Origin of the sequence: Sphaerisporangium rhizosphaerae, assembly GCF_042665155.1 — a bacterium.
GTDB classification, from domain to species: domain Bacteria; phylum Actinomycetota; class Actinomycetes; order Streptosporangiales; family Streptosporangiaceae; genus Sphaerisporangium; species Sphaerisporangium rhizosphaerae.
This window is the reverse complement of sequence record NZ_JBHTCG010000013.1, coordinates 1-12,785: the sequence shown is the minus strand read 5'-3', so window position 1 is coordinate 12,785 and position 12,785 is coordinate 1. Positions and strand designations below refer to the sequence as shown.

Genomic DNA, 12,785 nt, shown 5'->3' with positions numbered 1-12,785 from the left:
GTTCGATAATCGCTGGAAACATCGCGTTTTTAGGATTTGAATACGTCCACATGAACATGCGTCTTCGCAGGAGCCTGCGAAAGGGCCGTAATCGGCCCTGCTGGGGAGAGCTAGGGGTTACGCGGCACATCAAGATCGGAGAAACTGGGGTCGAAAGCGTCTGCGGCAGCCCAATAGCGGGTAAACAGGAGGTGAGGTCGGGTCCCACGCACCTCGCCCCGACCGCGGAGTCACCACTGAGGCAACGGACCTGCCCGCCGACGAGTGACGAGGGAAGTGTGAGCCCGTACCGAAGGAGAAGGACATGAAACGGATTCTCATCACACCCCGGCCGAGGCCCACGCGCCGTCCGAGCCCTCTGGACCTCCGCAGCCCTTCCGGCCGCGTCCTTCCCTTCTAAACCTCCGCAGCCCTACCGGCCGCACTCTTCCCTTCTAACGCCCGCTAAAACCTTTTCCCGCCGGATTCTTCCGGCCCGCGCATTTCCACGGCGGACTTCGCCGAGGCATAGCAGTGTTCGAAGCCTTCGAGGACCGCCGGCCATGTGCAGCGCGTGAGTTCGGTCTCTCTGTTGTGCCGGGCGATCTGCTCGCGCAGTTCGCGGTCGCGTGCGAGGCGCGCCACCGCGCGGACCAGCTCGTCGAAGGACCGTCCGAGCAGGCCTTCCTTGCCGGGACGCACGAAGTCGGCCACGCCGCTCTGCGCCCGCGCGACCACCGGCACGCCGGCCGCCCGCGCCTCCAGGGCCGCGATGCCGAACGACTCCCGTGGCGCCGGCGCCACGAAGACGTCCGCCGAGGCCAGCAGCTCGCGAATGCGCTCGCGCGAGTAACGGCCCGGCAGCGACACCCAGCCCTGCATGCCGTGGGACCGCAGGAACCGCTCCATCGACCCGCGCGCGGGGCCGTCGCCCACGAGGGTCGCCCGCATCGGGATCTCCGCCGGCACCCGCCGCCTGGCCTCCAGCAGCAGCTTGAGCAGGCGCACCGGCTGCTTGCGCGGAGCCAGCCGGCCCACCGCCACGACGTGCACCTCGTCGCCCTCCCTCGGCGGCGCCTCCCCCTCCGGCCGCCAGGTGGAGACGTCAAGGCCGTTGGAGACCACGTCGACCGGGACCCGCCCGGCGGTGACGGCGCGGATCGGGCGGGCGGCGGCGTGGCTGACCGTGGTGCCCACGATGCTCCACGACGTCCAGCCGAACAGCGAGTCCAGGCCGCGGTACATCGTGCGCGTCACCGGGTCCCACATGCTGTGCACGGTGACCACGACCGGCAGCCCGGCGCGGACGGCCGCGCGCACCCCCATCCACGCGAACGGCGAGGCCGCGCCGGTGTGGACGTGCACGACCTCGGGGCGGCGGGCGGCCATCAGGCGCAGCAGGTGCACCCCGCCGCGGGGATGGACGGGCAGGTCGAAGGGCATCGGCGCCACGATGCGGTGGACGCCGGGCAGGCGCTCGCCCGGGGTCGCCGTGGCGACCTCGACGTCGTGTCCGGCCTCGGCCTGCGACCGCACCAGGTCGGCCACCTGTACCTCGATGCCGCCGAGCCGGGGCAGGTAGCAGTCACTCACGTGAAGGATCCGCACCCCGCCAGACTGGCAGAGGCCGCCACCGGCATCAAACGCGCGAGCCGGGGGCGCGAGCCGGGGGCGGCTGGTTCTTGAAGCGTTGCGGAGGGCTTCTGGAGGCACCGCGTGGGAGGCGGCGGAGAGCGCGGCGGCGGCGCCGTGGAATCATGGCGGCGTGGCACGTACCGCGGTGTTCTTCCACGCCCATCCCGATGACGAGGCGCTGCTGACCGCCGGGACCATGGCGATGCTGGCGGCCGAGGGCCATCGGGTCGTCCTCGTCGTGGCGACCGCAGGCGAGCGCGGCCTGGCCGACCTGCCCCACGGCGACGAGCTGGCCGAGGCGCGCACCGCCGAGCTGTACGCCTCGGCCGCCGTGCTCGGGGTGGCCCGCGTGGTGCTGCTCGGCTACGGCGACTCCGGCCTCGGCGAGGGCGGCGGCGTCGGCGACGACCGGCCGGAGAACGCCTTCATCGACGCCGACATCGAGGAGGCCGCCCAGCGGCTCGCGGCCGTCCTGCGGGAGGAGGGCGCCGACCTGCTGACCATCTACGACCCGGCCGGCGGGTACGGCCACCCCGACCACGTGCAGGTGTACCGGGTGGGGCAGCGCGCGGCGGGCATCGCCGGCACCCCGATCCTGCTCGAGGCCACCGTCAACCGCGACCCGCTGCTGCGGGGCCTGCGGCTCGCCCAGCGCTTCTACCGCTTCCCGCCGGAGTTCGACGTGCGCTCCTTCGAACGGGCCTACTCCCCCGGCGAGGTGATCACCCACCGGGTCAACGTGCGCAGGTTCGCCAGGGTCAAACGGGCCAGCATGGCGGCCCACGCCAGCCAGGCGAGCGGGGGCGGGAGCGACCGCACGCTGGCGGTCATGCTGCGGATCCCCGGCCCGCTGTACCGCCTGATCTTCGGCACCGAGTGGTACGTCCGCCGCGACCTGCCGCCGGGCACCCGGCGCACGCATCCCTTCGACGACCTGCCGGAGGCCGGGGCGGCGGCGCGGGCCGTGGAGGAGGCCGCCGGGGAGGCGGGCTAGGGGCCATCTCGTCCTTGCGGAGGAGATGGGCGCCGCGACGGCCCGGCAGACTGGGATCGCGCATCGGCGGGGGCCGCGACGGGCGGCCCGTGAACGGACATGGAGAGCACTGATGAGGAACAGATGGGTGCAGGCCGGCCTCTCGGTGGCCTCCCTGGCCCTGGCGGTCCTGCTCGTGGTGTTCCTGCCGCAGATCGTGCACGCGCTCACCGGCGCGCAGGTGAGCTGGAGCGAGATCGGGGCGCGCTTCGCCGCCCTGAGCTGGCCGATGATCCTGCTGATGACCGTGCTGTGGCTGCTCAGCCTGTACGCCTACACCTTCGTGATGACCTCGGGCCTGCCCGGCCTCACCCACCTGCAGGCGCTCACGCTGAACGCCGCGGGCAGCGCGGTCAGCAACCTGCTGCCGTTCGGCGGGGCGGCCGGCGTGGCGCTGACCTTCGGGATGACCAAGGGCTGGGGCTTCGCCACCCGTCCCGTCGTGGTCTACACGCTGGTCACCGGCATCTGGAACACCCTGTTCCGGTTCATCCTGCCGGCCGCCGGCATCATCGCCCTGCTCGTCGCCGGACGCATCCCCGACCCCCGGGTCACCAGCGCGGCCTGGGGCGGCGCGGTGTCGATCCTCGTGCTGGTCGCCGTGGTGGCCGCCGCCCTCTACTGGGAGCGGGCCGCCGACCTGCTCGGCCGCGCCGCCGACGGCGCGCTGCGCGTCCTGCCCCGCAGGCTGCGCCCGGCCGAGCACTACGCCGCGGACGCCGTCCACCGCCTGCGCGCCGACACGGCCGGCATCGTGCACCGGCGCTGGCCCGGGCTCTCCCTCGGCATGGTGGGCTTCCTGGTGATGCAGTGCCTGATGATGGCGGCCTGCGCGGTGGCCACCGGCGCCTACCCCGGACCGGCCGAGACCGTCGCGGTCTTCGCGGTCAGCCGGGTGCTCACCAGCGCCCTGGTCACGCCGAGCGGCGCGGGCATCATGGAGGGCGGCACGGCGGCGCTGCTGATCGCCTTCGGCCAGCAGCCCGGCCCGGCGACCGCGGCGGCGATCCTGTTCGGCTTCTGGACCTACACCATCGAGATCCCCTGGGGCGGCCTCGCGCTCGGCGCGTGGTCGCTGCTGCGGCGCAGACCGGCCGGTAACGACCGCTCGCCCGAGCCCGCGTCCCACGCCTGAACCCGGGCGCGGACGCGCGGCGCCACCGGGCCGAAGTGCGGGCCGATACCCCCTGCCACGTCGTTGTCGCCGTGCGTTCCCCGTCCTGTAGCCTCGTCACACCCGTGGGCCGCCCGAGGCATCCGCGACGGCGCGGCGAGAGAAGGAAGGCGGGCCTTGACGAATAGCTTGTGCGCGCTCGACGGGCCCGCATAGCGTGGCGGCTGACATGGTGACGTTCCGCGTTCTTGGGCCGGTCGAGGCGTACGACGACGGCGACGGTGAGGTCGACCTCGGCGGGCTTCGGCAACGCGCCGTGCTGGCGCGATTACTGGTCGCGCGCGGCCAGGTGGTGCCGGTCGACACACTGCTGTTCGACCTGTGGAGCGACGAGGCCGCCAAGGGCGCCCAGTCGGGGCTGCAGGTCTACATCTCGCGGCTGCGCCGCGTCCTTGAGCCCGGCCGCCCGCGCGGCGGCCCCAACCGCCTGCTGGTCACCGTCGCCTCCGGGTACGCGCTTCGCACCGCGCCCGACCAGGTCGACGCGCTTCGCTTCGAGTCGATGGTGCGCTCGGCCGGCAAGTACCTGGACAACGACGATCCCGAGCCGGCGCGCTCGGGCCTTGAGACCTCGCTCGGCCTGTGGCGCGGCACCCCTTACTCCGACTTCGCCGAGCAGCAGTGGGCCGAGGCGGAGGTCAACCGGCTGGCCGAGCTGCGGCTGGTGGCCCGCGAGCGCCACGCCGACGCGGGCCTGCGCCTGGGCCTGCACGCCGAGACCGTGCCCGACCTGGAGGCCCTGACCGGCGAGCATCCGCTGCGCGAGGAGGGCTGGCGGCTGCTGGCCCTGGGCCTGTACCGCTGCGGCAGGCAGGGCGACGCCCTGGCCGCGCTGCGGCGGGCCCGCACGATGCTGGCCGACGAGCTCGGCATCGACCCGGGCCCCGCGCTGCGCAAGATGGAGTCCGACATCCTGTCCCAGGATCCAGGGCTGGAGCTGACGGTCCCGCAGCGGCAGCAGCGTTTCGCCGAGCCCGGCGGCACCTGGCCGCCGCGCGCCGAGAGCCCCGCCGCGGACGTCCCGCCGCTGCCCGCCGAGCCGTTCGTCGGCCGGGACGCCGAGCTGGCCCGGCTGACCGGCGCCGCGCCGCACGCCCTGTCCGGGCGCTTCACCGCCGCTGTGGTCGGCGGCGACCCCGGCGCGGGCAAGACCACGCTGGTGCGCCAGCTCGGCCAGGAACTCGCCCGCCAGGGCTGGATCACCGCCTCGGGAGGCTGCCCCGACAGCAGCGCCACCCCGCCGGGCTGGGCGTGGGTGGAGGTCCTGCGCGCGCTGGTCGCGGTGCGCGGCGCCGGCGAGTACGGCCCGCTGCTCGCGCCGCTGCTGGACGACGCCGCCCCCGCCGACGAGGACGACCAGGCCTCCGGCGGCTTCCGGCTGCACCGCGCGGTCGGCGGCTACATCGCCGGCATCGCCCGCGAGGCGCCCGTGCTGCTCACCCTGGAAGACCTGCACTGGGCCGACGACCAGACGCTCGCCATGCTGCGCGCGCTGCCCAGCCTGCTGGCCACCGGCCGGGTGCTGCTCGTGGTGACCTGCCGCGACGGCGAGCTCAACGACCAGCAGTCCGACGTGCTGGCGGCCCTGGCCCGGCTCGGGCCGGTGCGGGTCGGCCTGGAAGGGCTCGACCAGCAGGCCGTGGCCGAGCTGGTGCGCGCCACCTGCGTCCGCGAGGTCGACGAGGAGGCCCTGGGCACGATCGTCGAACGCACCGGCGGCAACCCGTTCTTCGTCCGCGAGACCGTCCGGCTGCTGGACTCCGAGTCCACCGGGGGCCGCGCCACCGCCGCCGAGGTCATCTCCGAGGTGCCCTCCGGCGTGCGCGACGTGCTGCGCCGCCGCATCGCCCGCCTTCCGGCGACGGCCCAGCAGATCCTGCTGCAGGCCGCGGTGATCGGCCGTGACGTGGACATCGACGTGCTGGTCGACATCTCCGGGGACGAGGACGCCGTCGTCGACGCCGTCGAGGCCGGGCTGCTGGCCGGCCTGGTCACCGAGCCGGGGCCGGGCATGCTGCGGTTCGACCACGACCTGGTCCGCGACACGCTGTACTCCGACGCCTCGCGGCTGCGCAGGTCCCGCCTGCACGCGGCCGTCGCCTCGGTCATCGAGAGCCGGTCGCGGTCGGACGTGGCGGCGCTCGCCCACCACTACGACGCCGCCGGCACGGTGGAGACCGCGGCCAAGGCCGTCCACTACGCGGGCCTGGCCGCCGAGCAGGCCGAGCGGCGCTTCGCCCACCGGGAGGCCGCGACGCTGTGGGAGCGGGCCATCGCGGCGTTCGACCGCGCCCACCCCACGGGCGGGCCGCCCAAGGAGCGGCTGATGCTCCAGCTCCGGCTGATCAAGGCGCTGGCGCTGTGCGGCGACATGACGGCGGCGCGGGCCCGCCGCCGCGAGGCGATGGACGCCGCCCTGCCGCTCGGCGACCTGGAGCTGACCGCGCGCATCGCCGCGTCGGTGGCCGTCCCCTACAAGGGCATCGCCCGCGACCTCACCCGCACCGCGTGGGAGATCGTCGACGTCACCGAGCGGGCGCTGATCGAGCTGCCGCCGAGCGAGCAGTCGCTGCGCGCGAGCCTGCTGGCCACCCTGGCGCTGGAGCTGGAGGGCTCGGCCACCGGCCGCGGGTACGAGGCGTCGCTGGAGGCCGAGGAGCTGGCCCGGCAGAGCGGCGACCCGGCGCTGCTCGCCGTCGCGCTGAGCGGCCGGCTGCGCCAGTCGTACGTGATCACGGTGGTCGACGAGCGCGAGGCCATCGGCCGCGAGCTGCTGGAGGTCGGCGCCGCGTCCGGGCAGATCGCGGTGCGGGCGCTGGCCCACCTGGTGCTGATGGAGTGCGCGGCGGCGCGCGGCGACTTCGCCGAGGCCGACGCGCAGATGAGCTCGGCCGAGCGGCTGGCCAGGCGGTACGACCTGCCGGCGCCGTCGGCGGTGGGCGCCTGGTACGCCGGCATGCGCATGATGATCACCGGCGACTACGCCGGCGCCGAGCGCGCCTACCGCGACGCCGCCCGGCTCACGGCGCGCGCCGGCATGCTGGAGGGCCGCCAGGACCTGCCGCTGATCACGACGTTCTGCCTGCACCTGGTGGACGGCAGGGCCGCCGACATGGTCGAGGCCCTGGAGGAGGCGCACCGGCGCGGCGCAAAGTGGACGCTGGACGCCTACGCCGTCGCGCTGGCCTCGGCGGGCCACACCAAGGACGCGCGGGCGATCGCGGCCATCCGGCCCCCCGTCCGCGCCGACTTCCTGTACGAGCTGGCGACGACGTGGCGGGCGCTGGCCGGGATGCTGCTCGGCGACCGCGACCGCATGCAGGACGCCTACTCGACCCTCGGCCCGCTGTCGGACCGCATCGCGGGCGCCGGCACCGGCGTCGTGGCGCTGTGGCCGGTCGCGCAGACGCTCGGCGACCTCGCCATGCACCTCGGGCAGCCGGAGGACGCGCGCAGGCATTATGAGAAGGCGCTGGCGGTGGCCGAACGGGTCGGCGTCCCCCGCTGGGTCACGGCGGCGCGAAAGGGCCTGGGAACCGTCTGACCCGCCCTGCCTTCACCGGTGAAGGCAGGGGGCGGGGCCGGTGATCCGGGCGCGGCCCGGGCACCGGGCGGTGCTCTGGGCGTGGCGTGCGGGTGCCGCGGCACCGGCGCCACGGGACGCCGCGTGTTCTCGGCGTGGGGGGCCGCGGCGTTGTGCTTCTCAGAGCGGTCATACCGATCTTTGCCGCGTGCCGGCCGGGCCGCGCCGGTCCGGCCGGCACGTGGCTCCGGGGTCCTGCCCTCAGCAGGTGACCTTGAACCTCTCGCCGGCGATCGTCCGGCCGCCGGTCACCGCGAGCTCGACGCGGTACCAGCCCGGGGCGCCGGCGACGCGGGGACGCCACTCGACGGTACGCGGCCCGCCCAGAACCCGGCCGGCGGCGGAGACCTTGACGGTCTTCCACGCGTGGCGTCCGGGGTTCCAGCGCCGCAGGCTCCACTCGTAGGCGGCGGCACGGCCGGCGCCGGCGGCCAGGAAGCTCTGCGCGTGGTAGGCGCGCGGGCAGGGCGCGCCGGGCTCCGCGGCGCCGACCGTCACCAGGCCGGGCCTCGGCGCGCGGCCCATCTCGACCGGCATGGCCTGGGCGGACAGGGTGACGGTCCTGACCTGCTCGCCGACGGCCGTTTCGCCGGCCCGCGCCGGGACGGCGGGCCCGCCGGTGGCCGCCACGCCGAAGTAGGCGCCGCAGAAGGCCAGCGTCGCGATCAGCAGCTTGAAGACGCTCGCCACGCCGCTTGCCATGATCGGCGCCAGACGGCGTACCGGCTCCATGCTGCGCCCCGCTCTCATGCCCCGCCCCTTTCGTTCACCCTCAGGTGTACGCGGGGCTGGTTGTCTCCTACTTGCCGTCCGCTTGCAGTCGCGACGGGGGCCGGTGCGGGGGCCGGGATCGCGCGGGCGGAAAGTACCACGATCGCCGCCCGGGCATCTCGCGTCAATGCGCATGCCCAGATTGGTGGGCATGGGATCATAACGGGATGCGCATGGCGGTTCTCCCTATCCTGGTAGCGGCCCTGATCACGGCCGGCCCGGCCGGCCCGGCCCTCGCGGGCCCGGCGCCGCGCCCCCCGGCCGCCCTCACGGCGCCCGCGAGGGCCGCTGGGGCGACGATGTCCACGACCGCCCCGGCCGCAGGAACCGTGAGCGCCATGACCGCCGCTCCCTCCACGAGCGCGACCCGCGCCGCGCTGCCCGCGAGCGGCCGGGCCGGCGCGGCGGCGGTCACGGCGAAGGAGGCCTACCTGGTCGACGTCACCGCCGGGACGGTCGAATACGCCAGGCGCCAGACCCGCCGGGTTCCCGTGGCCAGCCTGACCAAGGTCATGACCGCGTACGTGGTGCGCCGCTCGGCGTCGCTGGACGACCTCGTCACGGTGTCCAAGGACGACGTCAGGCACGCCGCCGCGAACGGCGCCACCCACGCCGGGCTGCGGGCCGGCGAGCGGCTGACCGTGCGCGACCTGCTGTACGCGCTGATGCTGCCGTCCGGGGCGGACGCCGCCAACGCCCTCGCCCGGCGCTACGGACCGGGCGTGAAAGGCTTCGTGGCGAAGATGAACCGCGCGGCCAAGACGCTCGGCATGCGCGACACCGTGTACAAGAACGCCGACGGGCTGCCCAAGCCCGGCGGCGACCGCTCCACCGCGCAGGACCAGGTGAGGCTGGCCAACGCCGTCCTGGCCGACCCGGTCATCGCCACCATCGCCCGCACCGCGCGGTACGCGACCGGGAAGACGGCCGTGCACCGTGCCCACGTCTGGCGCAACACCAACCGCCTGCTGCCCGACGAGGCGCAGGGGCTGAAGACCGGCTACACGCGCCCGGCCGGCTACTGCCTGCTGTTCACCTCGGTGCGCGGCGGCCACACGCTGGTCGGGGCGGTCCTCGGCGACAGGAGCGACGCCGCCCGCTACGGCAGCGCCCGGGTCCTTCTCGACGGGGCGAGCGCGAACGGCGTCTGAGGCTCGCGGACAATGGGCCCCGGGAGGTGTGCGGGTGGAATCTGACGGGGTCCTCGACTCCCCCAGCCTCGTCGAGCTGTCGATGCGGCGGCTGCGTCACGAGATACTCAGCGGGGCGCTGGCCCCGGGCGAGCGACTGATCGAGGAGCAGCTCACCCAGCGCTTCGGCACCAGCAGGGCGCCGCTGCGCGAGGCGCTGCGCTCGCTCGCGCAGCAGGGCCTGGTCGAGCACCTGCCCCGGCGCGGGGTCCGGGTGGCCGAGCTGTCCAGCAAGGACGTCGACGAGCTGTTCGGGCTGCGCGACGTGCTGGAGCGCTACGCGGTGTGGACGGCGCTGCCCCCGTCGGGGGCGCACGACCTGTCGGGGCTGGCCGAGGCGCTCGAAGGCATGCGCGGGGCGGTCGAGGCGGGGGACGCCCTGGCCGAGAACGAGGCGCACCGGCGGTTCCACATCGCGCTGGTGGCGCTGGCGGGCCACCGCCAGTTGCTGCTGGCCTACGAGCCGGTGGTGTCCAAGCTGCAGCTGTACATGGCGGCCAACCTGCGCAGGGAGGCCGAGCAGCGCACGCCGTCGGAGGGGGTGGTGCGCCACCGGCGCCTGTACGAGGCGGTCGCCTCGGGCGACCCCGCGACGGTCGTCGCGGCCCTCGCCGCGCACGGAGCCCGAACCTACATCGGCTGACCTGGAAAGCGGCGGAGATCCACCCACTCCGGGCCAGCCACCCGGCGCTGCTCCCGTCACCGGCGTTCGGGGGTCCGGGCGTTCGAGGGGTCCAGGCGTCGAAGGGACTCTGGCGTTCGAGGGGGCTCCGGCGCTCGGAAGACCCGGCGTTCGAGGAGACCCCGGCAGAAGGCCGGCGAACCCCGGCCCGAGAAGGCCGCGACCCGTACCCGGGCAGAGCGGCTAACAGAAGCGTAACCGGGCCGAAGAACCCCCGACACAATCCTGTCGACAATCGACAAGGGAGGAATCGGAGGAACGGAGGCCAACGTGTCCGATCCGCTTCTCGTCGAGGCCCAGCCGTATCCCTACGGCTTCGACCCCGCGCACACCGCCCTGCTGGTCATCGACATGCAGCGCGACTTCGTCGAGCCCGGCGGCTTCGGGGAGAGCCTGGGCAACGACGTGACCCTGCTCCAGGACGTCATCCCCCCGCTGCGCGAGGTACTCGCCGCCACCCGGTCCGCCGGCGTGCCCGTGGTGCACACCCGCGAGGGGCACCTGCCCGACCTGTCCGACTGCCCGCCCGCCAAGCTGCGCCGCGGCGCGCCCTCGATGCGCATCGGCGACCCCGGCCCGTACGGGCGCATCCTGGTCCGCGGCGAACGCGGCCACGACATCATCGACGAGCTCGCCCCGATCGCGGGGGAGCTGGTCATCGACAAGCCCGGGAAAGGCGCCTTCTACGCCACCGGGCTGGACGAGATCCTGCGCGACATGGACGTCCGCAGCCTGGTCGTCACCGGCGTCACGACCGAGGTGTGCGTGCACACCACGGTCAGGGAGGCCAACGACCGGGGCTACGAGTGCCTGGTGCTGTCGGACTGCGTGGGCTCCTACTTCCCGGAGTTCCAGCGCCACGGACTCGACATGATCGCGGCACAGGGCGGCATCTTCGGGTGGGTCGCCCCCTCCGGCCACTACCTCAAGGCACTAGAAGCGCGGAGCGCACGATGACCACGACCACCACCCCCCTGTCAGCCCCGCCTCGCCTGCCCTGGTGGGTCGGCGGGGACACCAACGCCTTCTTCGGTCTCGGCTTCAACGTCATGGTGAACGTGCTGGTGCTGAGCGGCCTGTGCCTCGGCGTCGTGCACCTGCCCGGCGCGCAGGTCTTCGGGGTCATCCTGCCGGCGATGGGCATCCAGCTCCTGATCGGCAACCTCTACTACACCTACCTGGCCCGGCGGCTGGCCCGCCGCGAGGGCCGCGACGACGTCTGCGCGATGCCGTACGGGCCGAGCGTGCCGCACATGTTCATCGTCGTCTTCGTGATCATGCTGCCCACGTACCTGACGACGAAGAACCCCCTCACGGCGTGGGCCGCCGGGCTGGCGTGGTGCTTCATCATCGGCCTCATCGTGGTGATCGGCGCGTTCGTCGGCCCCTACATCCGCCGGTTCACGCCCAGGGCGGCCATGCTCGGCACGCTCGCGGGCATCTCGATCGCCTTCATCGCCATGCGTCCCGCCGCGCAGATGTGGGAGGCCGCCTGGATCGCGCTCCCCGTGCTGGTGATCATCCTGGTCGGCTTCTTCACCGACCTGCGCCTGCCGGGCGGCATCCCGGTCGGCCTGGCCGCGCTGCTCGCGGGCACCGCCATCGCCTGGATCGGCGGGTACATGAACCCGGCCGACGTCGGCCGGGCCGCCGGCGACATCGCGGTCAGCCTGCCCTCCTTCAACCTCGGCCGGCTGCTCGACGGGCTGCGCGAGGTGTCGCCGCTGCTGGCCACCGCGATCCCGCTCGGCATCTACAACTTCACCGAGGGCATGAGCAACGTCGAGAGCGCCGCCGCCGCGGGCGACTCCTACAACCTGCGGTCGGTCCTGCTCGCCGACGGCGCGGGCGCGGTGGTCGGCTCGGTGCTCGGCTCGCCGTTCCCGCCCGCGGTCTACATCGGCCACCCGGGATGGAAGTCGGCCGGCGGCCGCGGCGGCTACTCCATGGCCAGCGGCGTCGTGATCGCGGCCTTCTGCTTCCTCGGCATGTTCTCGCTGCTCGGCGCGGTGTTCCCGACGCCGGCGATCGTGCCCATCCTGCTGTACATCGGGCTGCTCATCGGCGCCCAGGCGTTCCAGGCCGTGCCGCGGGCGCACGCCGTCGCCGTCGTGCTGGCGATCATCCCGAACGTCGCCGCTTGGGCGCAGGGCTACATGGACAACGCGCTGGCGGCGGCGGGCACCAGCGCCCAGAAGGTCGGGTACGCGGCCATCGCGCAGAGCGGCACGGTCTACGAGGGCACGGCCCTGCTCGGCGGCGGGGCGGTGCTCGCCGGGCTGGTGCTGGGCTCGATCGCTGCGTTCATCATCGACCGCTCGTTCCTGTGGGCCGCCGCGTACGCGGGCATCGGGGCGGCGCTGTCGTTCGTCGGCCTGATCCACGGCGAGCGGGTCGCGTGGAACGCGGGCGGCCAGATCGCCCTGGGCTACCTGTTCGCCGGGCTGGTGCTGCTGGCCTTCGCCTTCCTCCGCCCGGCCGGGGCCGAGGACGCCGCGACCGCTTCGCCCGCCGCCGAGCCCGTGGCCGCCGAGGTGCCCGCGGCCTCATGACCCCCGGCCGACCCGCCGGCCGGCACCCGGCCGGCGGCGGTGCCACGACAGAGGGATCCGTTGACTACTCCCCGCCCTGAAGGACGGGGATTCCGGCCCTCGCGGGCTGGAGTTCCTGCTTCACCGGCGACTGCACCCGGGAGGACCCGGAGTGTCTGACGTCACCTCCACAGGCAGACACGGCAA

Annotated in this window: 9 protein-coding genes; 7 read left to right on the top strand and 2 right to left on the bottom strand. The window is 74.1% G+C overall.

Features of this window, described 5'->3' with window-relative positions:
- Positions 1–444: 444 nt before the first annotated feature.
- The gene (locus tag ACFQSB_RS20320; protein ID WP_380828381.1) at positions 445–1,572 is read right to left on the bottom strand and encodes a glycosyltransferase family 4 protein; all 1,128 of its coding nucleotides are present in this window, start codon (positions 1,570–1,572) and stop codon (positions 445–447) included.
- Between the two features lie 172 nt (positions 1,573–1,744).
- Here ACFQSB_RS20320 and ACFQSB_RS20315 point away from each other — a divergent pair, with 172 nt between their 5' ends.
- From ACFQSB_RS20315 to ACFQSB_RS20305, 3 genes are all read left to right on the top strand, one after another.
- The gene (locus tag ACFQSB_RS20315; protein WP_380828380.1) at positions 1,745–2,608 is read left to right on the top strand and encodes a PIG-L deacetylase family protein; all 864 of its coding nucleotides are present in this window, start codon (positions 1,745–1,747) and stop codon (positions 2,606–2,608) included.
- A 112-nt stretch (positions 2,609–2,720) separates the two neighbouring features.
- Entirely contained in the window at positions 2,721–3,782 is a 1,062-nt protein-coding gene (locus ACFQSB_RS20310) for a lysylphosphatidylglycerol synthase transmembrane domain-containing protein (RefSeq protein WP_380828378.1), read from the top strand.
- Positions 3,783–3,990: 208 nt separating this feature from the next.
- Entirely contained in the window at positions 3,991–7,365 is a 3,375-nt protein-coding gene (locus ACFQSB_RS20305; protein ID WP_380828377.1) for a BTAD domain-containing putative transcriptional regulator, read from the top strand.
- 240 nt (positions 7,366–7,605) lie between these two features.
- On the opposite strand, the gene ACFQSB_RS20300 is transcribed toward ACFQSB_RS20305, so the two are convergent.
- On the bottom strand, positions 7,606–8,154 hold the full coding sequence (locus ACFQSB_RS20300; protein ID WP_380828375.1) for a hypothetical protein: 549 nt from the start codon (positions 8,152–8,154) through the stop codon (positions 7,606–7,608).
- A 359-nt stretch (positions 8,155–8,513) separates the two neighbouring features.
- On the opposite strand from ACFQSB_RS20300, the gene ACFQSB_RS20295 reads away from it, so the two are divergent.
- The 4 genes from ACFQSB_RS20295 to ACFQSB_RS20280 all read left to right on the top strand — a co-directional run bounded on the left by ACFQSB_RS20295 (position 8,514) and on the right by ACFQSB_RS20280 (position 12,599).
- Positions 8,514–9,326, top strand: a complete 813-nt coding sequence (locus ACFQSB_RS20295; protein WP_380828373.1) for a D-alanyl-D-alanine carboxypeptidase family protein — start codon at positions 8,514–8,516, stop codon at positions 9,324–9,326.
- Between the two features lie 34 nt (positions 9,327–9,360).
- Positions 9,361–10,008, top strand: a complete 648-nt coding sequence (locus ACFQSB_RS20290) for a GntR family transcriptional regulator (protein WP_354840903.1) — start codon at positions 9,361–9,363, stop codon at positions 10,006–10,008.
- Positions 10,009–10,317: 309 nt separating this feature from the next.
- Positions 10,318–11,004 (top strand): cysteine hydrolase family protein, encoded by a 687-nt coding sequence (locus ACFQSB_RS20285; protein WP_354840900.1) that lies wholly within the window; start codon positions 10,318–10,320, stop codon positions 11,002–11,004.
- Positions 11,001–12,599: a SulP family inorganic anion transporter gene (locus tag ACFQSB_RS20280; RefSeq protein ID WP_380828371.1), complete on the top strand. Its 1,599-nt coding sequence runs from the start codon at positions 11,001–11,003 to the stop codon at positions 12,597–12,599. Before ACFQSB_RS20285 ends, ACFQSB_RS20280 begins: the two co-directional genes overlap by 4 nt.
- The last annotated feature ends 186 nt before the right edge of the window (positions 12,600–12,785 follow it).

Excerpts from the sequence above, each read along its gene's own strand:
- ACFQSB_RS20310 (WP_380828378.1), top strand. The coding sequence starts at position 2,721 with ATGAGGAACAGATGGGTGCAGGCCGGCCTCTCGGTGGCCTCCCTGGCC.
- ACFQSB_RS20305 (WP_380828377.1), top strand. The coding sequence starts at position 3,991 with ATGGTGACGTTCCGCGTTCTTGGGCCGGTCGAGGCGTACGACGACGGC.
- ACFQSB_RS20300 (WP_380828375.1), bottom strand. The coding sequence starts at position 8,154 with ATGAGAGCGGGGCGCAGCATGGAGCCGGTACGCCGTCTGGCGCCGATC.
- ACFQSB_RS20295 (WP_380828373.1), top strand. The coding sequence starts at position 8,514 with ATGACCGCCGCTCCCTCCACGAGCGCGACCCGCGCCGCGCTGCCCGCG.
- ACFQSB_RS20280 (WP_380828371.1), top strand. The coding sequence starts at position 11,001 with ATGACCACGACCACCACCCCCCTGTCAGCCCCGCCTCGCCTGCCCTGG.